This window comes from Rhizobium leguminosarum (assembly GCF_004123835.1).
Taxonomy (GTDB): domain Bacteria; phylum Pseudomonadota; class Alphaproteobacteria; order Rhizobiales; family Rhizobiaceae; genus Rhizobium; species Rhizobium leguminosarum_M.
The window spans coordinates 433623-459622 of sequence record NZ_MZMU01000024.1; the positions used below are offsets into that span (position 1 = coordinate 433623).

19 protein-coding genes are annotated in these 26000 nt (G+C 61.5%); 7 read left to right on the forward strand and 12 right to left on the reverse strand.

Features of this window, described 5'->3' with window-relative positions:
• The first annotated feature begins 78 nt into the window (after nucleotides 1-78).
• The 6 genes from B5P46_RS31730 to B5P46_RS31755 all read left to right on the forward strand — a co-directional run bounded on the left by B5P46_RS31730 (nucleotide 79) and on the right by B5P46_RS31755 (nucleotide 6166).
• On the forward strand, nucleotides 79-837 hold the full coding sequence (locus B5P46_RS31730; protein ID WP_129422168.1) for a M48 family metallopeptidase: 759 nt from the start codon (nucleotides 79-81) through the stop codon (nucleotides 835-837).
• Between the two features lie 167 nt (nucleotides 838-1004).
• Complete coding sequence (locus tag B5P46_RS31735; RefSeq protein WP_129422169.1) at nucleotides 1005-1673, forward strand: phosphoribosylanthranilate isomerase; 669 nt, start codon at nucleotides 1005-1007, stop codon at nucleotides 1671-1673.
• Between the two features lie 2 nt (nucleotides 1674-1675).
• Nucleotides 1676-2896, forward strand: a complete 1221-nt coding sequence (gene trpB / locus B5P46_RS31740) for a tryptophan synthase subunit beta (RefSeq protein ID WP_129422170.1) — start codon at nucleotides 1676-1678, stop codon at nucleotides 2894-2896.
• Nucleotides 2897-2899: 3 nt separating this feature from the next.
• On the forward strand, nucleotides 2900-3739 hold the full coding sequence (gene trpA, locus B5P46_RS31745) for a tryptophan synthase subunit alpha (protein WP_129422171.1): 840 nt from the start codon (nucleotides 2900-2902) through the stop codon (nucleotides 3737-3739).
• 141 nt (nucleotides 3740-3880) lie between these two features.
• Complete coding sequence (gene accD, locus B5P46_RS31750) at nucleotides 3881-4786, forward strand: acetyl-CoA carboxylase, carboxyltransferase subunit beta (protein WP_129422172.1); 906 nt, start codon at nucleotides 3881-3883, stop codon at nucleotides 4784-4786.
• Between the two features lie 27 nt (nucleotides 4787-4813).
• Nucleotides 4814-6166, forward strand: a complete 1353-nt coding sequence (locus B5P46_RS31755; protein WP_206735438.1) for a bifunctional folylpolyglutamate synthase/dihydrofolate synthase — start codon at nucleotides 4814-4816, stop codon at nucleotides 6164-6166.
• A 72-nt stretch (nucleotides 6167-6238) separates the two neighbouring features.
• Here the strand turns inward: B5P46_RS31755 and trxA are convergent, their stop codons facing one another.
• The 12 genes from trxA to B5P46_RS31815 all read right to left on the reverse strand — a co-directional run bounded on the left by trxA (nucleotide 6239) and on the right by B5P46_RS31815 (nucleotide 23974).
• The gene (gene trxA, locus B5P46_RS31760) at nucleotides 6239-6559 is read right to left on the reverse strand and encodes a thioredoxin (protein ID WP_003544118.1); all 321 of its coding nucleotides are present in this window, start codon (nucleotides 6557-6559) and stop codon (nucleotides 6239-6241) included.
• A 75-nt stretch (nucleotides 6560-6634) separates the two neighbouring features.
• A complete protein-coding gene (gene addA / locus B5P46_RS31765; RefSeq protein ID WP_129422173.1) occupies nucleotides 6635-10186 on the reverse strand; it encodes a double-strand break repair helicase AddA in 3552 nt (1183 codons plus the stop codon).
• Nucleotides 10179-13370: a double-strand break repair protein AddB gene (addB, locus tag B5P46_RS31770; RefSeq protein WP_129422174.1), complete on the reverse strand. Its 3192-nt coding sequence runs from the start codon at nucleotides 13368-13370 to the stop codon at nucleotides 10179-10181. Before addB ends, addA begins: the two co-directional genes overlap by 8 nt.
• A 3-nt stretch (nucleotides 13371-13373) precedes the next feature.
• Entirely contained in the window at nucleotides 13374-14105 is a 732-nt protein-coding gene (locus tag B5P46_RS31775) for a nucleotidyltransferase family protein (RefSeq protein WP_129422175.1), read from the reverse strand.
• A gap of 14 nt (nucleotides 14106-14119) precedes the next feature.
• Nucleotides 14120-15634 (reverse strand): tRNA (adenosine(37)-N6)-threonylcarbamoyltransferase complex ATPase subunit type 1 TsaE, encoded by a 1515-nt coding sequence (gene tsaE, locus B5P46_RS31780; RefSeq protein WP_129422176.1) that lies wholly within the window; start codon nucleotides 15632-15634, stop codon nucleotides 14120-14122.
• Nucleotides 15631-18216, reverse strand: coding sequence for a sensor histidine kinase (locus tag B5P46_RS31785; RefSeq protein ID WP_129422177.1), 2586 nt, complete (start codon nucleotides 18214-18216; stop codon nucleotides 15631-15633). The genes tsaE and B5P46_RS31785 overlap by 4 nt, the downstream gene beginning before the upstream one ends.
• A gap of 203 nt (nucleotides 18217-18419) precedes the next feature.
• Nucleotides 18420-19820: an adenosylhomocysteinase gene (gene ahcY, locus B5P46_RS31790; RefSeq protein ID WP_129422178.1), complete on the reverse strand. Its 1401-nt coding sequence runs from the start codon at nucleotides 19818-19820 to the stop codon at nucleotides 18420-18422.
• Between the two features lie 157 nt (nucleotides 19821-19977).
• Nucleotides 19978-20253, reverse strand: a complete 276-nt coding sequence (locus tag B5P46_RS31795) for an HPr family phosphocarrier protein (RefSeq protein WP_003544133.1) — start codon at nucleotides 20251-20253, stop codon at nucleotides 19978-19980.
• Between the two features lie 9 nt (nucleotides 20254-20262).
• Nucleotides 20263-20664 carry a PTS sugar transporter subunit IIA gene (locus tag B5P46_RS31800; RefSeq protein ID WP_003544139.1) on the reverse strand — a complete coding sequence of 134 codons (402 nt, stop codon included), beginning with the start codon at nucleotides 20662-20664 and terminating at the stop codon, nucleotides 20263-20265.
• A gap of 150 nt (nucleotides 20665-20814) precedes the next feature.
• Nucleotides 20815-21267, reverse strand: a complete 453-nt coding sequence (locus B5P46_RS31805) for an HPr kinase/phosphorylase (RefSeq protein WP_129422179.1) — start codon at nucleotides 21265-21267, stop codon at nucleotides 20815-20817.
• Complete coding sequence (locus B5P46_RS31810) at nucleotides 21264-23054, reverse strand: sensor histidine kinase (protein ID WP_129422180.1); 1791 nt, start codon at nucleotides 23052-23054, stop codon at nucleotides 21264-21266. The genes B5P46_RS31805 and B5P46_RS31810 overlap by 4 nt, the downstream gene beginning before the upstream one ends.
• Nucleotides 23055-23239: 185 nt before the next feature.
• A complete protein-coding gene (locus tag B5P46_RS31815; RefSeq protein WP_196764566.1) occupies nucleotides 23240-23974 on the reverse strand; it encodes a response regulator transcription factor in 735 nt (244 codons plus the stop codon).
• Between the two features lie 337 nt (nucleotides 23975-24311).
• Here B5P46_RS31815 and B5P46_RS31820 point away from each other — a divergent pair, with 337 nt between their 5' ends.
• Nucleotides 24312-25922: a phosphoenolpyruvate carboxykinase gene (locus B5P46_RS31820; protein WP_129422181.1), complete on the forward strand. Its 1611-nt coding sequence runs from the start codon at nucleotides 24312-24314 to the stop codon at nucleotides 25920-25922.
• Nucleotides 25923-26000 lie beyond the last annotated feature (78 nt).

The following is a 26000-nucleotide window of genomic DNA, read 5'->3' on the forward strand; positions in this document are numbered from 1 at the left end:
AACGCTGAAAATGACCGGCATCTTCCGATGCCGGTTTTTCTATGTCCGTTCCCCCGGCGAATCGGATAGAAAACACCCATGTTCTCGCTTCTGAAGACAAGGCCGAAAGCCCGCAAACCGGCTCCGCCCGAAACGCGGACGTTGGATGTGGCTGGCCGGCTTATGCCGCTGACGATCAAGCAGCATGACCGGGCGACACGCATCACGCTGCGCATCGAACCGGGTGGCCGCGCCTTGAAGATGACGGTGCCGAAAGGCCTTGCGGCGCGTGAGGTCAATGCCTTCCTCGATCGTCACCAGGGGTGGCTGTTCACCAAGCTTGCCAAGTTTTCAACCGATGCCGGCCTGCGTGACGGTGGCGAAATCCTCCTTCGCGGCGTTTCCCATCGCATCCAGCATAGCGGCAGCTTGCGCGGGCTGACGGAGGCGATTTCCATAGACGGCAGGCCGGTGCTGCGCGTCAGCGGCATGCCGGAACATGTTGGACGGCGCATTGCTGCCTTTCTCAAGAAAGAGGCGCGTGCCGATCTCGCAAGACTGGCGATGATGCATGCCGGAACGATCCGGGCGCCGGTCCGCTCGATCTCGATGAAGGATACCCGCAGCCGCTGGGGCTCGTGTTCGTCGGAGGGAAATCTGAGCTTTTCCTGGCGTATCGTCATGGCTCCGCCTTCGGTGATCGATTATCTCGCGGCCCATGAAGTTGCCCATCTCAAGGAAATGAACCACGGCCCGCACTTCTGGGCCCTCTGCCGTAAGCTTTGCCCCGGTACGGAGGAGGCGAAGTCCTGGCTCAAGCGGCATGGCAGCCAGTTGCATGCCATCGATTTCGACTAGCGCATAACCCGGAAAGTCGGAATCGATTTTTCGCAAAGCATTATGCGCAGATTTAAAGTGATAGCGCGTCCTTTGGACGCGCGGCGCTCTAGCCGAGAGCCGCGCTAAATTCAGCGTTCGTCGCAAATTGGCTCGACTCTTTCCACATTTCGTGTCACTTCGCTGCCATGAGACCGGATATCAAGATCTGTGGCTTGAAGACGCCTGACGCTGTCGATCGCGCGCTGAAACGCGGCGCGACCCATATCGGTTTTATCTTCTTCGAAAAGAGCCCGCGCTACATCGAGCCGGACCTGGCGGCAAAACTTGCCGAACCTGCGCGCGGCAAGGCGAAAATCGTCGCCGTCGTCGTCGATCCGACCAATGACGAACTGGACGAGATCGTGTCGTTGTTGAAGCCGGATATGCTCCAGCTTCACGGCAACGAGAGCCCCGAACATGTGCTGACCATAAAGGCGGTCTATGGTCTGCCTGTGATGAAGGTCTTTTCGGTACGCACGGCAGACGACCTGAAGCGCGTCGAGGCCTATATTGGCATCGCCGACCGTTTTCTCTTCGACGCCAAAGCGCCGAAGGGTTCGGAACTGCCTGGCGGCAATGGAATTTCCTTCGATTGGAGCCTTCTCAGCTGGCTTGACGGCAGCGTCGACTACATGCTTTCCGGCGGGCTGAACAAGGACAATGTCGCAGAAGCGCTTTTCATCACCAACGCACCGGGTATCGACGTCTCCTCGGGAGTCGAAACTACGCCTGGCGTGAAGAGCGTCGCGAAGATCGACGAATTTTTTGACGCGGTCGAAAAGGCGAATGCGCCGATGATGGCCTCAGGGAGTTGAGAGTGAACGAGACGCCTAAACCGAATTCCTTCCGTTCCGGCCCCGATGAAGATGGCCGTTTCGGCATTTATGGCGGTCGTTTCGTCGCCGAAACATTGATGCCGCTGATCCTTGATCTGCAGGACGAGTGGAGCAGAGCAAAGAACGATCCGGCATTCCAGGCCGAATTGAAGCATCTCGGCGCGCATTATATCGGCCGCCCCAGCCCGCTCTATTTCGCCGAGCGGCTGACGGCCGAACTCGGCGGCGCCAAGATCTATTTCAAGCGCGAAGAGCTGAACCATACCGGCTCGCACAAGATCAACAATTGCATCGGCCAGATCCTGCTCGCCAAGCGCATGGGCAAGACCCGCATCATCGCCGAAACCGGTGCTGGTCAGCATGGCGTCGCCTCGGCAACCGTTGCCGCCCGCTTCGGCCTTCCCTGCGTCGTCTATATGGGCGCCACCGACGTCGAGCGTCAGGCGCCCAACGTTTTCCGCATGAAGCTGCTCGGTGCGGAAGTCAAACCGGTCACGGCAGGCAGCGGCACGCTGAAGGACGCCATGAACGAGGCACTTCGCGACTGGGTCACCAATGTCGAGGATACCTATTACCTGATCGGAACGGCAGCCGGTCCGCATCCCTATCCGGAGATGGTTCGCGATTTCCAGTCGGTGATCGGTACCGAAGCGAAAGAGCAGATGCTGGCGGCCGAAGGCCGCTTGCCGGATCTCGTCATCGCTGCCGTCGGCGGCGGCTCGAACGCCATCGGCATTTTCCATCCTTTCCTGGATGATCCCTCCGTCAAGATCGTCGGCGTCGAAGCCGGCGGCAAGGGTCTGCAGGGCGATGAACATTGCGCCTCGATCACCGCCGGTTCGCCGGGCGTGCTGCACGGCAACCGCACCTATCTGCTGCAGGATGGTGACGGTCAGATCAAGGAAGGCCATTCGATTTCGGCCGGCCTCGATTATCCCGGCATCGGCCCCGAACATTCCTGGCTGAACGATACCGGCCGCGTCGACTATGTGCCGATCATGGATCACGAAGCGCTCGAGGCTTTCCAGACCTTGACCCGCCTCGAAGGCATCATTCCGGCGCTCGAGCCCTCGCATGCAATTGCCGAGGTGATCAAGCGCGCACCGACGATGGGCAAGGACGAGATCATCCTGATGAACCTCTCCGGCCGCGGCGACAAGGATATCTTCACCGTCGGCAAGATTCTGGGAATGGGACTGTAAGACATGACCGCACGCATGGACAAACGCTTTGCCGAGCTGAAGGCCGAGGGCCGTCCGGCGCTTGTGACCTATTTCATGGGCGGCGATCCTGATTATGACACCTCGCTCGGCATCATGAAGGCTTTGCCGGAGGCAGGCTCCGACATCATCGAGCTCGGCATGCCCTTTTCCGATCCGATGGCCGACGGCCCGGCGATCCAGCTGGCCGGTCAACGCGCCCTGAAAGGTGGCCAAACGCTGAAGAAGACGCTGCAGCTGGCGGCCGATTTCCGCAAGACCAACGATGCGACGCCGATCGTGATGATGGGTTACTACAACCCGATCTATATTTACGGCGTCGAGAAATTCCTCGACGACGCGCTCACCGCCGGTATCGACGGCCTGATCGTTGTCGACCTGCCGCCCGAGATGGATGACGAGCTTTGCATTCCGGCGATCCGCAAAGGCATCAATTTCATCCGCCTGGCGACGCCGACGACCGATGAGAAGCGCCTGCCGACGGTCCTGAAGAACACCTCCGGCTTCGTCTACTACGTCTCCATGAACGGCATCACCGGTTCGGCGCTGCCCGATCCGTCACTGGTTTCGGGCGCGGTCGAGCGCATCAAGCAGCATACCAACCTGCCCGTCTGCGTCGGCTTTGGCGTCAAGACGGCGGAACATGCAAAGGTCATCGGCGGTTCGGCCGACGGCGTCGTCGTCGGCACTGCAATCGTCAATCAGGTCGCGACCAGCTTGACGCATGACGGAAAGGCAACGGCGGACACCGTTCAGGCGGTAGCCACGCTGGTGCGCGGCCTTTCCACGGGAACACGTTCGGCGCGCCTTGTTGCTGCCGAATAGTTTGCCCACATTGGCAATAAAGCATGTCGCGCAAAAGTGTGCAGCGGTTTTGCGGCAACGACATGCGGGAAACTAGGACCTAAAGCGTGGCAGCGAATCTGAAAGATCGCGACGCGCTTTAGACTATCAGGAGTATTCGAGTTGAACTGGATCACCAACTACGTTCGCCCGCGGATCAATTCCATGCTGGGCCGTCGCGAAGTGCCGGAGAACCTCTGGATCAAGTGTCCGGAAACGGGCGAGATGGTCTTCCACAAGGACCTGGAGGGCAACAAATGGGTCATTCCGGCGTCTGGTTATCACATGAAGATGCCGGCCAAGGCCCGCCTAGCCGATCTTTTCGACAGTGGCGAGTTCGAATCGCTGCCGCAGCCGAAGGTCGCGCAGGATCCGCTGAAGTTTCGCGATTCGAAGAAATATAGCGATCGCCTGCGCGACAGCCGCCTGAAGACCGAACAGGAGGATACGATCCTTGCCGGTGTCGGAAAGGTGCAGGGACTGAAACTCGTGGCCGTCGTGCACGAATTCAACTTTATCGGAGGTTCGCTCGGCATGGCCGCCGGCGAGGCGATCGTCAAGGCTTTCGAGCGCGCGACGGCTGAAAAGTGCCCGCTGGTGATGTTCCCCGCTTCCGGCGGGGCGCGCATGCAGGAAGGCATCCTGTCGCTGATGCAATTGCCGCGCACGACGGTTGCCGTCGACATGCTGAAGGAATCCGGCCAGCCCTATATCGTCGTGCTGACCAACCCGACGACCGGTGGCGTCACGGCCTCCTATGCCATGCTTGGCGATATTCATCTGGCCGAGCCCGGTGCCGAAATCGGCTTTGCCGGCAAGCGCGTGATCGAGCAGACGCTGCGTGAAAAACTGCCCGAAGGCTTCCAGACCTCCGAATATCTGCTGGAGCATGGTATGGTCGATATGGTCGTCAAGCGGCACGATATTCCGGAAACGCTGGCGCGCCTCTTGAAGATCCTGACGAAGAAGCCGGTTTCTGCGGCAAACGACATGAACAGCGGCGCGATTGCCCTGGCGGCGAGCGCCTGATAACCGATAAGCAGGCGGGGTGCCGAATTGATACCCAGAGGCCAAACCGCAGTGAGTGAGGCAGCACAGGAGATCGACAAGCTCATGGGATTGCATCCCAAGGGTTTTGATCTGTCTCTCGATCGCATCACCCGTCTTCTCGATGTGCTCGGCAATCCGCACAGGAAACTGCCGCCGGTGATCCATGTCGCCGGCACCAATGGCAAGGGATCTGTCACCGCCTTCTGCCGCGCCCTGCTCGAAGCAGGCGGCTACAGCGCTCATGTCCACACCTCGCCGCATCTGGTCAATTGGCACGAGCGTTATCGCATTGGCGTCAAGGGCGGACGCGGACAGCTTGTCGACGACGCCGTTTTTGCCGAGGCCGTGCGTCGCGTGGCCGATGCCAATGCAGGACAGCACATCACCGTCTTCGAAATCCTGACGGCAGTCACCTTCATCCTGTTTTCCGAACATCCGGCCGATGCCGCGATCATCGAAGTCGGTCTCGGCGGCCGGTTCGACGCCACCAATGTCATTTCCGACCCGGCAGTCTCGGTGATCATGCCGATCTCGCTGGATCACCAGCCCTATCTCGGCGACAGGGTCGAGCTGATCGCGGCCGAAAAGGCGGGCATCATGAAGCCGGGATTTCCCGTTGTCATCGGCCATCAGGAATATGACGCAGCACTCGACGTGCTGATGTCGACGGCCGAACGGCTGCATTGCCCGAGCGCCGTCTTCGGGCAGGATTTCATGGCGCATGAGGAATATGGCCGGCTCGTCTACCAGGATGAATTCGGTCTTGCCGACCTGCCGCTGCCGCGCCTTCCCGGCCGGCATCAATATGCCAATGCCGCCGCCGCCATTCGTGCCGTCAAGGCGGCGGGTTTCACGGTCACCGAGACGATGATGGAAAAGGCGATGAGTTCGGTCGAATGGCCGGGCCGGCTGCAGCGTCTGAGCGAGGGCCGGCTGCTGTCGCATGCGCCCGCCGGTGCCGAGATCTGGATCGATGGCGGGCATAACCCCGGTGCAGGTGAAGTGATCGCCGAAGCCATGGCCAATTTCGAGGAGCGCCAGTCTCGGCCGCTTTTCCTGATTACCGGCATGATCAACACCAAGGATCCGGTCGGCTATTTCAAGGCCTTTACCGGCCTGGTCGAGAAGGTTTTCTGCGTACCGATCCGCGGCAGCGAAGCGATGATCGACCCGGTGATATTGTCGAATGCGGCTTATGATGCCGGTTTGGTTGCCGAACCGATGTTGACGGTCGGCGATGCGCTGGAAGCGATAAAAGCCGTTCTCGACCCGGAGGCATTGCCGCCGCGCATCCTGGTCGGCGGCTCTCTCTATCTTGTCGGCGACGTGCTTTCCGACAACGGCACGCCCCCGAAATGAAGGCTGCAAAATGAAAAAAGCCCGGTCGAACCGGGCTTTTTCGTCAATGTGATATAAATTGGTCGATATCAATCAGGCAGCGCTGGAAATCCAGTTCGAAAGAGCCGTCTTCGGCTTTGCACCGACAGAGATATCGGCAACTTCGCCGCCCTTGAAGATTGCAAGGGTCGGAATGGAGCGCACACCGAACTGTGCAGCGAGTTCCGGGTTCTCATCGATATTCAGCTTGGCGACCTTGACCTTACCTTCCATCTCGACGGCGATTTCTTCGAGGCTCGGAGCAATCATCTTGCACGGGCCGCACCATTCAGCCCAGAAATCGACGACGACGGGTTCTGCGGATTCCAGAACTTCCGACTGGAAGTTATTGATATCGACTTTCACGGTAGCCATGGGCTGCTCCTTTAACGGAATTGGGTGTTGAACCACATGTGATGGTGCGGTGCCGAATTTTCAATGTCCGGTATTTCACTTTGTCTTGACCGCTGCAAGCGCCAAACCGAGCGCCTTTTCGCTTAGCGTGAAGAGCGAGGCGTTCTCGGTATAGACAAGCATGCAATCGATACGCCTATCAGGATGGAGCGGCGCCAGGATCTCGCGATAGATCGCCAGCTGCGCCCGGTGCGCGAAGGGGATAGCCTCCTCTGTGGCCGGCGGCACCCGATTGGTCTTGTAGTCGAGAATGACGACGCGATCGGCAAGGACGGCAAGCCGGTCGATGCGGCCGGAGACGGCATAGCGCCGATCTTCGAGCGTCAATGTTCCCATGATCGAGACCTCTGGCTGGGCCTGCGCACCGAGGACAGCCTGCAGACCTTCCTCGTCCAATAGTTTCAGAACCGAATCGACAAGCTTGCGCCGTTCGGCTTCCGGCCAGAATCGAGCTGCCCGTTCGGCATAGCGGCTTGCCGCATCAGGCCGTTCGCCAAGTGGAATTTCGGGAAGCGCCTGCAGCATGCGATGGATCAGTCTGCCTTTCTCCAGTGAGCGATCGCTGCGTTCCTTCTCGCCGAACAGCGGCGAGACCACCAGCAGGCCGCCTTCGTCTTCATTGATAATCGTCCCGGCGCCGGAAGGGCTGAGCGGCCGGGGCAGCTCAGCCTGCGGCGGCAATGGCCGCAACAGGCCGTCCGGCAAGGTCTCCTCGCTGCCGCGCTCTTCGCTGCGATCGATACGCTCGAAGCTTCGTTCCACCCGCGGCACCCGCCATTTGATGCCCGGCCATTCGCCGTCGGGACCGGAGAATGTGGTCGCCTCCACATGCGGATGGTCGTCGCTGAGTGCCGCCGAAATCATCATATGCCAAGTGTCGTTGTTCACACGCACGCCCCGATAGCCGCAGACGACCAGCCGGTCGGCGGCACGCGTCATGGCTACGTAGAGCAGCCGGCGATACTCTTCCTCCGCCAGCATCTGGATGCGTGCCGCATCGTCCTGCGTCAGCGAATTGGAAAGGTCGGAGACAGGAACCCAAACGGGCATCGGCGGCTCGTCGGGGTCGGTCTCGATCAGGCGAAGCTTCGGCAGATGGGTATGGGTGAAGGCCTTCGAACCGCCGTCGACGAGAAAAACGATCGGCGCTTCAAGACCCTTGGAGGCATGCACCGTCATGATCCGCACCTCGTTGCGCCCCTTGTCCTGCTCGCGCTTCATCACGGGGGCTTCGAGCTCCAGCGTCGAGATGAAGGATTGCAGCCCGGGAAGGCCGGAGCTCTCGTGGTCGAGCGTGAAGGTCAGGAATTCGTCGAGGATATCGCTGACCTCGGTGCCGAGACGGGCAAGGAATTGCCGCCGCCCGCCATAGCTACCCAGAACGCGCGCATAGAAATCGTGAACCGACAGGTTCCTGGACTGCCGGAGAAACAGCTCCAGCCTCTCGACGGCAGCGCGGAAACGCTCGGTGCCGTCGGTGGCGAAGCTTTTGAGATGGCTCCAGACGCTTTCATTGTCGCCGCGCGATGCGGCGATCGCAAAGATGTCGTCCTCCGAGAGATCGAAAAGCGGGCTCTTGAGCACGGCGGCGAGCGAAAGGTCGTCTTCCGGCAAAAGCAGGAAACGACCTAGCGCCAGCAGATCCTGTACGGCGATATGGCTGGTCAGCACCAGTCTGTCCGCGCCGGCGACGGGAATATCGCCGCGGCGCTTCAACGCCCGCGTCAACGCATTGACGAAGGCGTCGCGCTTGCGCACCAGCACCAGGATGTCGCCGGCCTCGATCAGGCGCTCCTTGCCTTTGTCGACGATCGTTTCGCGGCCGACGAGCGTGCCGATCGAATGGGCGATCCGCCGCGCGAGAATCGCGGCCGGCGCGCTTTCCGGCGTCGTGTCGAAGGGCGCCGTCCAGTCCTCCTCCTTCACCACCGCTTCCGGCGCAACCATCTCCCAGAGGTCGACGGCGCCGGGATGTCCGATGCGGCTGGAACGATGCACGACCGGTTCGCCGAGCGCGCTGAGGCCGCGCGCATTGTCGGGTGCCTTGAAAATGTGGTCGACGGCCTCGAGCACATCGGCGGTCGAGCGGAACGACAGCGGCAGCCGCACTGAGGAAAAACTCTGCCCGCTATCGGAAACGCGCCGCCGCGTCCGATCGCTCTCCTCGGAAAAACGCTCGGGCCTTGCCCCCTGGAAGGAATAGATCGACTGCTTTTCGTCGCCGACGGCAAACAGCGTGCGCACGATCGGCCGGGCGCTTTCGCCGGAGAAGAAATCTTCGGCGAGCGACTGGATGACGCTCCACTGGATCGGGCTGGTATCCTGCGCCTCGTCGACGAGGATATGATCGATGCCGCGATCGAGCTTGTAGTGGATCCAGGGGCCGACGCCACTTTTCGTCAGCAGGTCGGCGGTGCGGGTGATCAGGTCCTCGAAATCGAGCTGGCTACGCTGCTTCTTCAACTCCTCATAGTCGTGATTCAGCCGATCGGCGAGCACGAGCGCTGCATGTGTGGCGCCGTACATCCGCATCAGTTTCAGTCGGTCGCGGCTTGCTGCGACATGCGCGCGGGCAATGGCGATGGCCTCCGCCAGCTGCGGTGCCTCGGCAAGCATGGCCTTGACGAAGAATTGCGAGTCCGCCTTGGGCTCGCCCTTCACGGTCAGAAAGATTTTCTCGAGAAATTGCGCGCGCCTTGCGTCATCGGGCTCCCGCCCGGCGAGCCTGAGGCCGTAGGCAACCTCCTGCGCCTTCGCACCGCCCTTCTGGTCGGCAAGCGAAAGATAAAGCTCCAGCATGCCGCCCGAAAGCTCCGGCAAAGGCCAATATTGCGCCGCGATCCGGCTCTCCGTGTCGTCGGCGGCAAGGCCGAGCCTGTCGCGCAGGACCTTCTCCACACCGCCCTGCTGTTCGGCCGTCGCCGTGAAACGGCGAATGGCGTTGCGGTTGGCGACGATATCGCCGAGCAGATTCTCCAGTCCGGATTCGTCACCGAGATTGAGCACGTAGGCGAATGCCTCGGCAAGGGCGCTGTCTTCGTCAGGCGCCGTTGCCGTCAGCAGCGCCCGGCGCGCATCGGAAAGCAGCGCCACCGCTGCGCGATCGTCGAGAACCGAGAAATGCCCGGCAACGTTGGCCTCCAACGGGAACTGATGCAGCAGCGCCTCGCAAAAGGCATGGATCGTCTGGATCTTCAGTCCGCCGGGTGTTTCCAGCGCCTTGGCAAACAGCCGGCGGGCCTCGGCAAGCTTCAGTCCGTCGGGAGCCGTACCCTCGATCTGTGTGATGCGACGGCCGAGGTCTTCATCGTCAAGCACCACCCATTCCGCCAGCCGTTCGAAGACCCGGTTCGACATTTCCGACGCCGCAGCCTTGGTGTAGGTGAGGCATAAAATGGCGGAAGGCCGCGCCCCGGCAAGCAGCAGCCGGATGACGCGCTGTGTCAATACATGCGTCTTGCCGGAACCGGCATTGGCCGAGACCCATGCCGAACGCAGCGGATCGGAGGCAATCGCCTGCTGGATCGTCGTCCAGCCGATCCAGGCGCCGGGATCGTCGTCGTTGGGAAGGGCGGTCACATCACTCATCACCGCCCTCTTCGTTTTCGGCCGTCGACCATTCGGAGACGCGGGCAAGATGATCGTAGTCGCCGCCGAAATCGAATTGCTGGGCCGGGATCAGCCGCGAGGTAAAGCCTCTTTCGCTGGATTGCAGCAGCCCCACGAATTTGACCAGCTGGTCGATCGATTCGGCTGCGAGATCCATCGCCGATTTCGCCTTGTCGCTGCGCGCCGAGCTCTCGTTGTTGACGGTATCGACCTGGAAGCGGCTTCCGGGTCGGAGACGCACATAGAGAAGATCCTGCGGCAAGAGGCTGCCGGCATCGCGGAAGGCGCCGGCGCTCAAGGCGGCCGCTTCGAGCGCAAGCTGTGGATCGAGAAGCACGCGTGCCTGCGCCGGCGAGGGATTGTAGCCGGTTTTGTAGTCGATGATGTCGGCCGAGTTTGGTCCTGTTATGTCGATCCGGTCTGCGACGCCGGTGAGCCGGATATTGATCGGCTCCAGCTCCATGCCGCCCCGTACTTCCGTCAGCGTTTTCAGGATGCCATGCCGGCGTCCAGCCTCCCATTCGAGGAAGGCGCGGGCCACCGCGCGAAAGCGCGGCCGCCACACGGCATCGATATGCGGCGGCAACTTTTCCATGTCGAAAAGCTCGGAAAGAATGCGCTCCATTGCCGCTGCCGCATCCGGCGTGCCGGCGATATGGGCTTCGCGAATGAAACGGTCGATGATCTTGTGGTAGAGCGTCCCGCGTTCGGCCGCACCCGGATCGCGATTGAACGGGTCGACGGGGTCGAGCCGCAGGATGCGACGGGCATAGATGGCATAGGGATCTCGGCGCAGCCGGCCGACTTCGCTGAAGGAATAGGATTTCGGCTGCAGCGCCAACGGCGGTTTCGGCGAGGGTCGTTGCGCCGGCGCCTGAGCATCTCCCCGATCGATGAGAGCGGCCCATTGGAGAAACCGGTCGCCGCGTCCCTTCAATTCCCCTTCGAACGCCTCTCCGCCCAGCGCCAGCAGCCGTTGCAGCCAACGCGAGGCGACGGTCGGCGTTGAGCCCTGGCGTAGCGCGCGCGCATAGATCAGATGGCGCGTACCGTTTGCCATCTCGAAATCATGCGCCAGCTGACCGATGCGCCGCTCCGGCGGCTCGAGGCCGATCTCCGTCTTCATCATTCGCGGAATGAAGGGGTTGTTGGCGGTCTGCCCCGGCCAGGTGCCTTCGTTCAGGCCGCCGAGGATCAGCGTATCGACGGTCTGCAGGCGGGCTTCCAGCGTGCCGAAGATGAAAAGCCTCGGATGGCTCAGCGCCCGTGGCTTCACCGCATGACCGGCGGCAAGTGCTGCCATGATGTCGATCCATTGCGGTCCGTCGGCCTCCATCTGGCCGTCCGTGTTGATCACTTCACCGAGCAGGGCGGCGAGTGCATCTCCCGCTTCACCAGACCAGAGGTCGGCGAGATTGCCTCGCGGATCGGCCGCGACCGCTTCAAGCGAACGGCCGGTGCGCTCGGCCCATTCGGATAATGTGAAGCGCGCTGTTCTTCCACGATCTTCCGGCCGGTGCCGCATCAGCACCGAAGCCAGCGCCTCGGTCGCTTGCGTGACCCGCCGGGCAAGGTCGTATGCGGCGTCGGCGGCCTCAGGCGAAAGCGCTTTTCGCCATTGCGGCGCGTGCCTGTCCAGGGCCTGTTCGGCAAGTTGGTGAGCGAGCAGTGGTTCCAGCGTGCTGATATCCACCTCGGTCACGCCGCCGCGCAGTGCCAGGAGTTCGAGCGCCTCGGTGGCCGAAATCAATGCATGACGTTCGAGGCCGAAGCGGGCGAGCGGATGTTTGAGCAGCGAGACGATCGCCACCGGATCGCCCGGCCGCAACGCTGCCTCCAGCAGCAATTGCAGAAGCGTGCCCTGCGACGTGGCCGCAAGCGGTGTGCCGGCCGAATCGTCGGCGAGGATGCCGAAGCGGGACAGCTCGGCCATCACCCGCCGGGCGAGATTGCGGTCCGGCGTGATGAGTGCTGCCCGGCTCTCGCCGTCCTGTCCCGGTCTTTCCAGCGCCAGCCGGAGCGCGATGGCAATCGCGGTTGCTTCCTCGCGCTCATTGGCGGCTTCAATCAGCGAGACATCAGAGAAGGCCGAAGACAGCGCGCCGGCCGGGAGATCGCTCTTCCACGCTCCCCAGTCGCTGGTCGCCTCCGCTGGAGCAAGGGCCCGCGACAGGATTTCGGCCCGCCGGTCAAGATCGGCCTCTGGTCTGTCGAGGAGCGTGACATCGGCCCGCGTCAGCTTCAGCCGCTTGAGCAGCAGCGACAGACCATATTGCGGATGGCTGCGGCTTGCCGGATTGGCATGTTGGCCGGGCGCCGGTTCCGGCGCGACCATCTGCCAGTGCTTCTCGGGCATGGAGAGATCGAGACCGGGAAGCACGATCACACCTTCAGGCAGATGGGCGACGGCGGCGATGAGATCGGCGGTGGCGGGAACGGAACCCGTCGAACCGGCGATGATGATCGGTCCAGTCGGTTTCGTCGCCGAAAGTCGGCCTGCTTCGGCCCGGAGAATGGCGTTTCTGTGCCGCGCCGGCGAGGATTTGCCGAGTTCGGAAAGCCGCTCGGGCCAGAAGGCGCTGGCGATCTGCAGGAACTCCGCCGTCAGCTGCCACCAGGCGGCATAATCGCCGGTATCGAGTTTGGACAGCTCCGACCAGTCGAGATCCTCGGTCTCGATGGAATCGATCAGCTCGGCAAGATTGCGGGCGAGCCAGATCGCATCCGCCGGGCTTGCCGGCGCAACGAGCGGCGAGTCTGAGTGAATGTGGCGGACGATCTCCGGCAACTTATTTCGCCAGGCAAGGATCAGACGCGCAAGCTCCAGCAGACGGGCGGTATTCGACAGCGGTTGGGCGAGATCGATCGTTGTCGGCAGCGCCTCGTCGAAATAGCCGCTATCGTCATCGGTTTCGCCGAGCGGGCGGATGACGGGGAGGATCGCTGATCGGCCGCCGAGCAGGTCGACGAATTCAGAACGCAGCACACGCACGGCGCGCCGGGTCGGCAGGTAGATCGTTACTTTGGCAAGCGATAACGGTTCATCGGCGTCGTGCCGGAAAATCGGCGTCAATCGGCCGTCGCAAAGTGTCGTCGCCAGCGTTTTCAGGAAGGAGAGACCCGCCGGAATCGTCAGAATGCGTGGCTGGTGCCGCTCCGCCATGGCTCAGGCAAACGTCCGCAATCGCCGGATCGTTTCCTCCGCCTCGCCGATCGCATCCGGCGTGCCGACCGTCAGCCAATGGCCTTCGAGCACCAAGCCGAAAAGTCGTCCGCGCGCGATCGCCTTGTCGAAATAGATATTGAGGTTGAAGGCATCCTTTGGCGCATCGTCGAACAGCGACGGGTTCATGGCGATCGCCCCGGCATAGACGACGGGATTGGACGGATCGTCGCGATAACGTGTCAGCCGGCCGTCGGCCGCAAGACTGAAGTCGTTCTTGCCATTATGACCCGTCGTATCCTCGATCCCAACGCAAAGCAGCGCCATATCCATGTGTTCGGCATCGAAGAATCCGGCTAAGCGTTCCAGGTTCGTCGGCCTCCCCTGCTTTTCGCCGATCCAGAAGAGATCGGCATTCATGACGAAGATGTTGTCGCGGCTTAGCAGCCTCAGCCCCTTCGCCAGGCCGCCGCCTGAATTCATCAGTGCGTCCCGCTCGTCCGATATGACGATGTCGAGGCCGTGATAATTCCCGAGATGGTCGAGCATCTGGTCGGCGTGGTGGTGAACGTTGACGACGGCGCGTTCGATGCCGGCCGCCACCAGCGAATCCAGCACGTAGTCGATCATCGGCTTGCCGTCGATCTTCACCAGCGGCTTCGGGATCGTATCGGTGATCGGGCGCATGCGGGTTCCGAGGCCCGCGGCGAGTACCATGGCTTGTCTGATGGTCATTCTGATCCGGAACTTTATGATTCGCTCTGGCCTATTCCAGCCCTTGTGCACCAATCGCGCAAGGGGGCAAGCGTTTCATGCTCGAGCGCGACGTTCAGATAGGCGAGCGTGCGCGGCATATGTTTCAGATAGCCCGGCTTGCCGTCGCGCTGCAACAAGCGCACCCAAAGACCGGCAAGCTTGCAATTGCGCTGCGCCGACATGATCGCCCAGGCTTTGATGAAGCCGGCCTCGTCGAAACCGGCCTGCGCGCGGCGAAGCGTCAGATAATCATCCATCAGCTGCCGGAAGAGATCCGGCTCGATCGTTACGCGCGCATCCTGGACGATCGAGGCAAGGTCATAAGCCGTGGGGCCGATCATGGCGTCCTGGAAGTCGATGAGACCGATCCGTTTGATGCCTGGTTCCCGCGGGCGCCAGATGATATTCGGCGAGTGGAAATCGCGCAGCAGCAGGTTCTTTTCGGCCGTGGCGAGTTCATCGATCAGCGCATCCCAGATCGCCAGATATTCGTTGCGCTCGGCATCCGAGGGTGCGGTGCCGCGCTTCCAGGCAATATGCCAGTCGAGCACAAGCTGCACTTCCATCTTGATCGCCTTGCGATCGAAGTCCGGTATGTGATGCGTATGCGTGGCGGAAACCGGAATATCCTGCGGAAACTGCATGGAATGAAGATGGGCAAGACAGGCGACGCTTTGCCGGTAACGCTCGGCGATCGGCCGGCCCTGGTCATCGAGCACGCCTTCGGTGCCGAGATCCTCGATCAGCAGGATGCCCTGCTCATAGTCGACCTTATAAATCTCCGGCGCGGCAAAACCCCGTTCGCGCAGCGCATCGGCAATCGCAACGAAGGGATAGGCGTCCTGTGCCAAATGCGCCACCTTGGGATAGGGCTTGCCGTCATAGACCGGCGGTCCCTCGGGATGCGGCCGCCAGTCCATCAGGATGATGCGGCGCTCCGCATTCTCAGGATAGATCGCCTCGTAGGCGCGCAGCGAGGCATCGCCGGTCAGGAAGCGGCGCTTGGCATCGGGATAGCCGGCCTTGTCGAGGAAATTGCGGATCGCCAGGACGCGATGGATGCGCAAGGCCTGTGCGCCCTGGGCGGCGATCGTCGCCCGGCGGCCGTTGCCTTCATGCGCCAGCGTCAACGTGATGCGGTCCGTCGGCAACTCGCTCGCGGCCATCTCCGGCCATTCGACAAGGCAGATGCCGTTCTGCAGGGCCTCGTCGAAGCCAAGCTCCGTCAATTCGCTGGGGTCGCCGAGCCGATAGAGATCAAAATGCGAAACCGGGATACGCAGGTCGTAGGATTGCACCAGCGTGAAGGTCGGGCTCGGGACCTCGAGCCCTTCGTCATCGGCCATGGCGCGCAGGATCGCGCGGGCAAGCGAGGATTTCCCCGCGCCGAGATCGCCGGAAAGGGCAAGGCAATCGCCGGCCTTCAGGGCCAGCGCCAGGTCTTCGCCGAGGCGGATGGTGGCCGCCTCGTCTTTCAGGAAAAGCGAGATCGCATCACTGGTCGTCATTCGGCGGCGGCGGAATGCGGTACATCGACCGAGGGGATACGGCAGACGACGGTCGTGCCCTTGCCCGGCTCGCTGTCGATCGTCACATCGCCATGATGCAGACTGACGAAGCTGTCGACGATCGAGAGGCCGAGGCCGGCGCCACCGCGTTTGCCGCTTTTCGCTCCCGTGGCAAAACGGTCGAAGACGGTCGCGATCATGTCAGGTGAGATGCCGGGGCCGCGATCGCTGACGGAAAAGACGAAATCCGTGCCTTCGCGATGGCATTCCAGCGAGATCGAGGTGCCTTCGGGCGAGAAATTGGCCGCATTGGACAGAAGCTTCAGAAGGATCTGCTTCAGACGCTGCGGATCGGCAACGATCGAGCCGAGATAGGCGGGCGCGGTGATTTCAAGCGCGACGCCGCTTTCGTGGAGGCGGTCGGCGATCTGCATTGAGACGTCGTCGAGCAAATCGTTGAGATCGATATCCGCATAATTGAGGCGCATGATGCCGGCGTCGACGGTTGCAAGGTCGAGAATATCGTTGACGAGCGTCAACAGAACCGAGGACGAGGTCGAGATGTGGTCGATATATTCGGCCTGCCGTTCGGTGAGCGGCCCGACGCCCGGCGTGCGCAGGAGATCGGTGAAGCCGATAATGTTGGTCAGTGGCGAACGCAGTTCATAGGAAACATGCTGGACGAAGTCGTTCTTCAGCTCGTCGGCCTTGCGCAGTGCCTCGTTCTTCTCGGTCAGCGCCCGCTCGGCACGCACGCTGTCCGTCATGTTGACGAAGGTCAGCATGGTCTGCGCGTTCGGCAGCGGGATGACGGCGTAGTCGAGCACGAGGCCGGAGAAGAGTTCCAGCGTTCCCTGGCCCGAGCGGCGTTCGTCGTCGAAACTGGTGATCAGTTCCGCGAAGGTCTTCCAGCCGTCCGGCCGGTCATAGGACGGTGCGCAGGCTTCGCCCAACGCGCGGATATGGGTGCCGGGCTTGGCTTCGGTTTCGGTGATCCCCCAGAGCGCGCGGAAGGCCGGGTTGGACAGGCGGATGCGTCCATCAGGGCCGAACACCGCCACACCCTCGGAAAGATGGTCGATCGTTTCGCCCTGCACCTTGACCAGCGTGTTGTAGCGCGTTTCGAGATCGACCTGCTCGGTCAGGTTTTCGAACACCCAGGTGGCGCCGCCCTGCGGATGGGCGGTCGCAAAGACCCGCAGCGTCTGCCCGTTCGGCAGGTGCCAGAGATCGGATTGCGTGTCGAGGGCGCGATAGACGGAAAGTGCGGCTTCCTTCCAGCTTTTCCAGTTGAGCTGGTCCGGCAGCTTCTTGGCCGCCCGCAGCCGCTCGAGCAGCTCGCTATTGTCCGGCCGGCCTTCGAGGAAGGCGATATCCAGTTCCCAGAGCGCGACGAAGGCCTGGTTGTAGAATTGCAGCCGGCGGTCGCCGTCGAAGATGGCAACCGGCGTGGCGAGATGGTCGAGCGTTTCGGCATGGCTCTTCAGCGTCCGTTCCAGCTCGGCGCGCACGGCCTCTATGTCGGACACATCGATCGCGATGCCGGCCGAGCCGCCGGGAACCCTGACGTCGACGACGTCGAAGAATGTGCGGTTGCCGTGCACGACCGTCGAAATCTTGTCGTGGAAGGGCGATTCCGGCGTCGTCGTGGCGCGAATGCGTTCGCGCGCCACGGTCGTCAGCATTTCGCGGCCTTCATTGATCGCCTGCTGCGGCGATCGCGCTTCGACCGCCTCGCCATAAGCCTGGTTGACCCAGGTGAGGCGGCCCACCGGATCGCGCTGCCAGGCCGGCATATCGATCGCGTCGAGCATGGTCTGGAAGGCCGAGATCGAGGTCATCAGCCGGTCGCGCTCGATCCTGAGCTCTGCGAGCTCGGCGCGCAGATTGTTGAGCGCCACGAAACGGACGAAGGCACGCCCGCCGGAAACCCGGCCCTGTGCCTCGAGAATTTCGTCGCGGATGGTTTCGACCACCATGTCGAAGCTTTGCGCCTCGTCGCGCAACCGGTCGATCGCTTTTTCCAGCTCGGAAGCCGAACGTGACTTCAGCCACAGGCCGAAGGCCAGGAATTCCCCGTCCTGCGGCGCGCCGGTCTCGGGCGGAAGCTGGCCGAGCAGTTCGGGGCGTGCATTGCCGTCCCAGATGACGATCCGCCGGTTCTTGTCGGCGATCAGAGCCTGGTATTGCGAAATGCGCTGCTGGGCATCGGAGAGCGCCGAGCGGATTTCCCGGCTCTCGTTTTCCAGGTTACCGCGCTGACGCACGAGCCACAGCGTCGACAGCAGCGCTGCAGATATGACGCCGATGACGACGGAAACGCCGATCACCTGCGAGGATGTGAAGAGGTGAGCCGAGGCCGCCGCCTGCTGCTCCGCCTGTGCCAGAGCCGGCCGCGCCAGCGTGGCAAGCGCCGTGCCGGCCGCGCAGCTTTTCAGGAAGCGCGCCAATGATCCGTGCTCTTGCTTTGCGGCCTCGTGAGCCGTTGCAAATTGATATCCTTGGCCTGCCGTGAGCGGGCGGCGATCGGCGCGAGCGCCATCATCCGCCTGACCGGGCAGGCTGCTTTTCATTTCCGACATCCGCGGTATGTCTCCGTCCTTCAATGTGCCGCATTACGACAAGACATCCCATTTTCGCAGCGGTCGGACAGGGTCCGGCGCCACGAATCAAGTCTTAAAACAATACTTCGGAAGGGAATCGGCGGGAAGGGAGCGTCCAAAAAATAAGCCGCGGCATTTGTCAATGTCGCGGCTTCTACATCTTGTGGATATTAACGATCAGATCAATATCTGTAGTGGTCGGACTTGAACGGGCCCCTCGGCGAGACGCCGATATAGGCAGCCTGTTCCTCAGAAAGCTCCGTCAGCTTCACGCCGAGCTTGTCGAGATGCAGGCGTGCGACCTTTTCATCGAGATGCTTCGGCAGGATATAGACCTGGTTGGAATACTGGTCGGGCTTGGTGAAGAGCTCGATCTGCGCCAGCGTCTGATTGGTGAACGAAGCCGACATGACGAAGGACGGATGGCCGGTGGCGTTGCCGAGGTTGAGCAGACGGCCTTCGGAAAGAAGGATGATGCGGTTGCCCTTGGGGAATTCGATCAGGTCGACCTGCGGCTTGACGTTGGTCCACTTGAGATTGCGCAATGCAGCGACTTCAATTTCGTTGTCGAAGTGACCGATATTGCCGACGATCGCCATATCCTTCATCGCCCGCATATGGTCGATGCGGATGACGTCCTTGTTGCCGGTGGTGGTGATGAAGATATCGGCCGAGGAAACGACGTCCTCGAGCAGAACGACTTCATAACCGTCCATCGCAGCCTGCAATGCGCAGATCGGATCGGCTTCGGTTACCTTGACGCGGGCGCCGGCGCCGGAGAGCGAAGCGGCAGAACCCTTGCCGACGTCGCCGTAGCCGCAGACGACGGCAACCTTGCCGGCCATCATCACGTCGGTGCCGCGACGGATGCCGTCGACCAGCGATTCCTTGCAGCCATACTTGTTGTCGAACTTCGACTTGGTAACGGAGTCATTGACGTTGATCGCCGGGAAAGGCAGCAGGCCCTTCTGGCTGAGCTGGTAGAGCCGGTTGACGCCGGTCGTCGTTTCCTCGGTGACGCCCTTGATGGCGTCGCGCTGCTTGGTGAACCAGCCCGGCGAAGCGGCAAGGCGCTTCTTGATCTGTGCGAAGAGGATTTCCTCTTCTTCCGAATGCGGATGGGACAGCACGTCCTCGCCGGCTTCGGCGCGAGCACCGAGCAGGATGTACATGGTGGCGTCGCCGCCGTCATCGAGGATCATGTTGGAAAGGCCGCCATCGGCCCACTGGAAGATCTTGTCGGTATAGACCCAGTAATCCTCGAGCGATTCGCCCTTGATGGCGAAGACAGGCACGCCGGAAGCGGCGATCGCGGCAGCGGCATGATCCTGCGTCGAGAAGATGTTGCACGAGGCCCAGCGGACTTCGGCGCCGAGCGCGACCAGCGTTTCTATGAGCACGGCCGTCTGGATGGTCATGTGCAGCGAGCCGGTGATGCGCGCGCCCTTCAGCGGCTTTGTCTTGCCGAATTCGGTGCGGCAGGACATCAGCCCCGGCATTTCGGTTTCGGCGATCGTAATTTCCTTGCGGCCGAAATCCGCAAGCCCGATATCGGCGACGACATAATCTTTTTCAGTGCTCATAGAGGCCTCCAGGCTGAAAAACGTCTCAAAATTGGCGCAGGCGCGAAGATCACCCACGTGCAAGCGCACGGCATGTCCGCCGTTTAGCAGGCTTCGCCGGTGATGGCAATAAGGATATAAAGAAGTCTTTATATGTTTATATGAACTCGATCGGAGCTCACATCTCCTCGCCGAACCTGTTTTGGATCAGCTGGTCCAGGGCCTCCAGCGCTTCCTCGGCCTGGCTGCCGCTCGCCGAAACGACGACGCTCGAGCCGGGGCTTGCTGCAAGCATCATCAGGCCCATGATGGAGGTTCCGCCGACCGTCATTCCATCCTTGGAAACGGTGATGGCGGCATCGAAGGTCTCGACCATCTGCACGAATTTGGCGGAAGCGCGCGCGTGAAGACCGCGCTTGTTGATAATGAGGAGTTCCCGGGAGAGCGATGTCATGAATGCCCGTTATTTTCCGCTGAGCACACGGCTCGCGACATTGATATATTTCCGCCCGGCTTCGGAGGCCTCCACCAGCGCCTTCTCCATGTTGTTCTCGCCGCGCACCCCGGCAAGTTTGATCAACATCGGCAGGTTGACGCCGGCAATGACTTCGGTATGGCCACTGCTCATGACTGATATGGCGAGATTGGACGGCGTGCCGCCGAACATGTCGGTCAGGATGACAACGCCGTGGCCATCATCGGCACCGGAAACGGCTTCCAGAATGTCCTGCCGTCTCTGATCCATGTCGTCTTCGGGGCCAATACAGACTGTCTCGATGAATTTCTGAGGACCGACGACGTGCTCGACAGCATGACGAAACTCTTCAGCCAGCTTGCCATGAGTGACAAGCACAAGTCCGATCATGATATTACTGCTCCCATATACGCAAACGGTGGCCCCAATATCGCAATGCAGCAATTACGTCCACCGGTGGGGGCACATCTTGGCTATGAAAAGCCGAAGTGCAAGATAAAAATGCGAATATATAAGGCAGATTGACCAATCCGGAAGGCCTCAGTGCCCGATGCCAGGCACTTTTGCCATCAGGATCGCAAGGGGTGAAGAGACGCCTGTGAGCAACCGCAATGCGGGAAGCGAAAAACCGGCGGCAAGGCTCACCATTTCGCCCTCGGGAGGCACCCGGTTGTCACCGGAGGCGCTGCCAGGAAGCACGGCATAATGCATGGTCGCCCGCGGAATATGGTCCTGCCGAACGATGCCGGTGCCGCGAAGTTCCATCAGCCCGGTAATCGACGGCGGGCATGTAGCGATCACCGCGCCGGCCTCTCCGGAGAGAAGCACCTGGTCGTCGGCGACCAGCGCCGTGAAAAGCCCGAGCCGGCGCGCCTCGGTCATGCAGGTGAAGGCCAGCATCGATTTTCCCCAGCCGGAGGGACCGCTGAATAGCAGCCCCGTCTTGCCGACGACGATCGCCGTCGCATGGACGTTGAAACCTGCCTCGGTCATGCTGCGGCGCCGATTGGCAAAGAGAGGATGAAGCGCGCGCCGAGCACATGCCCGCTCTCGGCATCGGTAATGTTTTCGGCTCTCAGCGAACCGCCATGCGCTTCGGCGATCTGCCGGCTGATCGACAGGCCGAGCCCCGAATTCTGGCCGAAGCCTTCCGCCTCCGGCCGGTCCGTATAGAAGCGTTCGAAGATGCGGTCGATATTTTCCGCCTGAATGCCGGGGCCGTTGTCTTCGATAGTGGTGACGCAGCGCGAGCGTGTCCGCACCAGCCGCACGGTAATCTTGCCACCCTTTTCCGGCACGAAAGAGCGGGCATTCTCGATCAGGTTGGCGATGATCTGGCCGATGCGTAGATCGTGGCCGTTGACGACGAAGCGCGTCTTGACGTTCGGCTTGCGTTCGATCGCATATTCGATTTCCACCTGCTTCTTGGTGCTCCTGACCTGGCGCGAAACCTCGATCAGGTCGCGCAGCAGCACCTCCATGTCGACGGAACCGGCATCGACGCGTGCGAGTTCGGCGTCGAGACGGGAGGCGTCGGAGATATCGCTGATCAGCCGGTCGAGGCGGCGGACATCGTGCTGGATGACGTCCATCAGCCGCTTCTTGGAATCGTCGGATCGGGCAAGCGGCAGCGTTTCGACGGCGCTGCGCAGCGAGGTCAGCGGGTTCTTGAGCTCGTGGCTGACATCGGCCGCGAAACTCTCGATCGCATCGATGCGGTCGTAGAGCGCCGTCGTCATCTCGCGCAATGCGATGGAAAGGTTGCCGATTTCATCCTGGCGGGCAGAGAAGTCGGGAATTTCCTCACGCGTCTTGGCGCCGCGGCGGACGCGGATGGCCGCTGCCGAAAGACGGCGCAGCGGATTGGCAATGGTCGACGACAGCACCAGCGAAAGCAGCACGTTGACGAGTGTCGCCACGCCGAAGACGCGCATGATGGCAAGCCGCTCGGCATGGACGATATTGTCGATGTCGCCCGCCTGCGTCGACAACAACAGCACCCCGAGCACGGCGCGGAACCGCTGGATCGGCACGGCGACGGAAACGATGAGTTCACCTTTTTCGGTGGTGCGCACGACTGCGCCGCGCACGCCGGTGAGCGCGTTCATCACTTCGGGATAGATCGAGCCGTCGCCGCCCGGCGCTTCCTTATAGAGCGGCAGATTGCCGGGCTGCAACGCCTTGTTGAACAGGGCGGCGAACCACTCGCTCCAGGTCTGTTTCTCTTCCTCCACCGGCGGGAGGTCGAAGCGCAGCACCTGGCCGCGCGAATAGAGATGGCGCGAATCGAGCAGCAGGTTGGCATCGGCATCGAAGATGCGGGCGCGCGTGCGCGTCGGAGAGATCAGCCGGCGCAGGACCGGCGCGACCTTTTCGGGATCGATCGGGAATTCAAGGTCCTCGTCGTTCGGCACCGGGGTGATGCTCTGGCCGGCTTGCAGCTCGAGCAGCTTTTGCGGATCGATGGTGATCGAGTTCGTATCGACCGACGCGGAGGCTGAAACGGCGCCGGCGATGATTTCGCCCTGCGTCAACAGGCTTTCGGCGCGAGCGTCGATCAATCCCTCGCGGAACTGGTTAAGGTAGAGGATGCCGCCGACGAGCACCACCAGCGCGACGAGATTGAAGAACAGGATGCGCCGCGTCAGGCTCGAAAAGACGGCATTGCCGAAGATGCGGCGGATCAGCGTGAAGGGATGGGACCAACGGCGGCCTCGGACGCGACGGGTGCTCACGCCCTCCGCATCGTCCAGATCCCTTTCCTGCACCAACTGTGCCAATGACAGGCCCTTTCGAAGGGCGGGGCCGGATGGACCGGCCCGCAGCCCTCAATATTTCCGACAGCGCCGCGCGTCTTTTCAGACGCGCAAAGGACGCTGCGACATTTTGAACTGCTGCATAATTTAATCCTTAAATCGATGCCGATTTAGGAAATTATGCAGGAGCGCGCTGCGCCGCTCGGGGCTCAGGCTGCTTCGCGGAAGCGGTATCCCACTCCGTAGAGTGTTTCAATCATATCAAAGTCGGTGTCGACCATCTTGAATTTCTTGCGCAGCCGCTTGATGTGGCTGTCGATGGTCCGGTCGTCGACATAGACCTGTTCGTCATAGGCTGCGTCCATCAGCGCGTCGCGGCTTTTGACGACGCCGGGGCGCTGCGCCAGTGAATGCAGGATTAGGAATTCGGTCACCGTCAGCGTCACGGCCTCGCCTTTCCAGGTGCAGGTATGGCGTTCCTGGTCCATGACCAGCTGCCCGCGCTCCAGCGAGCGGGCCTGCTGCACCGCGCCGGTCTTCGGCGCGCCGCTGGGGCTGGTGCCGGCGGCGGCGGCTTCGCGGCTTGACGCGCGGCGCAGGACGGCGCGTACGCGCTCCACCAGCAGACGCTGCGAAAAAGGTTTGGTGATAAAATCATCGGCGCCCATCTTCAGGCCGAAGAGTTCATCGATCTCCTCATCCTTGGAAGTGAGGAAGATGACGGGAATATCCGACTTCTGCCGCAGGCGGCGCAGCAGTTCCATGCCGTCCATGCGCGGCATCTTGATGTCGAAGATCGCCAGCTGCGGCGGTCGCGCCAGCAGGCCGTCGAGCGCCGAAGCACCGTCCGTATAGGTCTCGACCTTATATCCTTCGGCCTCCAGTGCGATCGACACCGAGGTGAGGATGTTGCGGTCGTCATCAACGAGCGCGATTGTCGGCATGGTGTTGGTCTCCGTCATCAGTGCGCAATCTCCCGGATTTGCTCTCCCCAGGCGGTCTCAGTGACCGGATGCGCTTATGGAGGATAAAGGTGGAACAAATTGTGGCAAAGATAAAGGGGAAGATTGTCGTAAAATTCGCCGGCAATCTTAGGTGGCGCGTCGAAATGTTTAAACGCGATCTATTCAAACGATTTAAAATTAAGACGATAAATTTAAATCGATTAATTGTTTGATATCACTGCATTTTCTCAAGTTTTCCATCTTGTGTTTTAAAATTTCTGCCCGTATTTTCGCGATTAGTTTTAACGGCAACGAGCCTGAGTGAAGGGAACTAGCCATGGAAATGTTCGGAGTTCATAACCCGGCAATAGAGCTGGCAACGGTTGGATTGGGCGGCGCAGCCAGCGTTCGCTACAACTTTTCCGCCGCCGCGCTCTATGAAGAAGCGATCCGCCGGGGCGAAGCCGAACTGACCGCTCAAGGCGCATTGCGGGCTATTACCGGTCAGCACACCGGCCGGTCGCCGCGCGACAAGTTCGTCGTTCGCGACATCAATACCGATGGCGAAATCTGGTGGGACAACAACAAGCCGATCTCGCCGGAGCATTTCGCCGTGCTGCGCGACGATATGCTGGCGCATGCCGCGGGCAAGGAGCTTTTCGTCCAGGATCTCGTCGGCGGCGCCGAGGAAGGCCATGCCCTGCCGACCCGCGTCGTGACCGAATTCGCCTGGCATTCGCTGTTCATCCGCAATCTGCTGATCCGCCCCGACACCGCAGCGCTGTCCAGCTTCGTGCCGAAGCTGACGATCATCGATCTGCCGAGCTTCAAGGCCGATCCGGCCCGCCACGGCTGCCGTTCGGAAACGGTGATCGCCTGCGATCTCACCAACGGTCTCGTCCTCATCGGCGGCACCTCCTATGCCGGCGAAATGAAGAAATCGGTCTTCACCGTGCTCAACTACCTGCTGCCGGCCAAGGGCGTGATGCCGATGCACTGCTCGGCCAATGTCGGCCCGGACGGTGACGCGGCGGTGTTCTTCGGCCTTTCCGGCACCGGCAAGACGACGCTTTCGGCCGATCCGGCCCGGACGCTGATCGGCGACGACGAACACGGCTGGAGCGAAAACGGCATCTTCAACTTCGAAGGCGGCTGCTACGCCAAGACCATCCGCCTCTCGGCCGAAGCCGAGCCGGAAATCTATGCGACAACACAGCGCTTCGGCACCGTGCTGGAAAACGTCGTGCTGAACGAAAGCCGCGAGCCGGATTTCGACGACGGGTCGCTGACCGAGAACACCCGTTGCGCCTATCCGATGGACTTCATCCCGAACGCGTCGGAAACGGGCCGTGCCGGGCATCCGAAGACGATCATCATGCTGACCGCCGATGCCTTTGGCGTCATGCCGCCGATCGCCCGATTGACGCCTGATCAGGCGATGTATCACTTCCTCTCCGGCTACACCGCCAAGGTGGCCGGCACCGAAAAGGGTGTCGTCGAGCCGGAAGCGACCTTCTCCACCTGCTTCGGCGCTCCTTTCATGCCGCGGCATCCGGCCGAATATGGCAATCTTCTCAAGGAATTGATCGGTCGTCATGGCGTCCAATGCTGGCTTGTCAATACCGGCTGGACCGGCGGCGCTTACGGCACCGGCAAGCGCATGCCGATCAAGGCGACGCGTGCGCTGCTCGCTGCCGCCCTGAGCGGCGAACTTGGACAGGCCGAATTCCGTGCTGACACGAACTTCGGCTTCGCCGTACCGGTGTCCGTCGACGGTGTCGACGGCAGCATTCTCGATCCGCGCTCGACCTGGGCCGACAAGGCAGCCTATGACGCGCAGGCCGAAAAGCTGGTCTCGATGTTCATTGCGAACTTTGCCAAATTCGAGGGCCACGTCGACGGCGGCGTCCGCGATGCAGCCCCGGGCGTGAAGGTCGCTGCAGAATAAGGCGCGCAAGCAATCCAGCAAAAGTGTGCAACGGTTTTGCGTCCGGAATTGCTTCAACAGACTCTCTGACTCACGTGA

What these genes read in the sequence shown, in the direction of transcription:
- B5P46_RS31815 (WP_196764566.1), bottom strand. Translation starts at nt 23,974, where the DNA reads ATGCCGACAATCGCGCTCGTTGATGACGACCGCAACATCCTCACCTCG.
- B5P46_RS31730 (WP_129422168.1), top strand. Translation starts at nt 79, where the DNA reads ATGTTCTCGCTTCTGAAGACAAGGCCGAAAGCCCGCAAACCGGCTCCG.
- B5P46_RS31795 (WP_003544133.1), bottom strand. Translation starts at nt 20,253, where the DNA reads ATGACATCGCTCTCCCGGGAACTCCTCATTATCAACAAGCGCGGTCTT.
- tsaE (WP_129422176.1), bottom strand. Translation starts at nt 15,634, where the DNA reads ATGACGACCAGTGATGCGATCTCGCTTTTCCTGAAAGACGAGGCGGCC.
- trpA (WP_129422171.1), top strand. Translation starts at nt 2,900, where the DNA reads ATGACCGCACGCATGGACAAACGCTTTGCCGAGCTGAAGGCCGAGGGC.
- trxA (WP_003544118.1), bottom strand. Translation starts at nt 6,559, where the DNA reads ATGGCTACCGTGAAAGTCGATATCAATAACTTCCAGTCGGAAGTTCTG.
- B5P46_RS31800 (WP_003544139.1), bottom strand. Translation starts at nt 20,664, where the DNA reads ATGATCGGACTTGTGCTTGTCACTCATGGCAAGCTGGCTGAAGAGTTT.
- B5P46_RS31805 (WP_129422179.1), bottom strand. Translation starts at nt 21,267, where the DNA reads ATGACCGAGGCAGGTTTCAACGTCCATGCGACGGCGATCGTCGTCGGC.
- B5P46_RS31820 (WP_129422181.1), top strand. Translation starts at nt 24,312, where the DNA reads ATGGAAATGTTCGGAGTTCATAACCCGGCAATAGAGCTGGCAACGGTT.
- addB (WP_129422174.1), bottom strand. Translation starts at nt 13,370, where the DNA reads ATGGCGGAGCGGCACCAGCCACGCATTCTGACGATTCCGGCGGGTCTC.
- B5P46_RS31735 (WP_129422169.1), top strand. Translation starts at nt 1,005, where the DNA reads ATGAGACCGGATATCAAGATCTGTGGCTTGAAGACGCCTGACGCTGTC.
- B5P46_RS31785 (WP_129422177.1), bottom strand. Translation starts at nt 18,216, where the DNA reads ATGTCGGAAATGAAAAGCAGCCTGCCCGGTCAGGCGGATGATGGCGCT.
- addA (WP_129422173.1), bottom strand. Translation starts at nt 10,186, where the DNA reads ATGAGTGATGTGACCGCCCTTCCCAACGACGACGATCCCGGCGCCTGG.
- ahcY (WP_129422178.1), bottom strand. Translation starts at nt 19,820, where the DNA reads ATGAGCACTGAAAAAGATTATGTCGTCGCCGATATCGGGCTTGCGGAT.
- B5P46_RS31775 (WP_129422175.1), bottom strand. Translation starts at nt 14,105, where the DNA reads ATGACCATCAGACAAGCCATGGTACTCGCCGCGGGCCTCGGAACCCGC.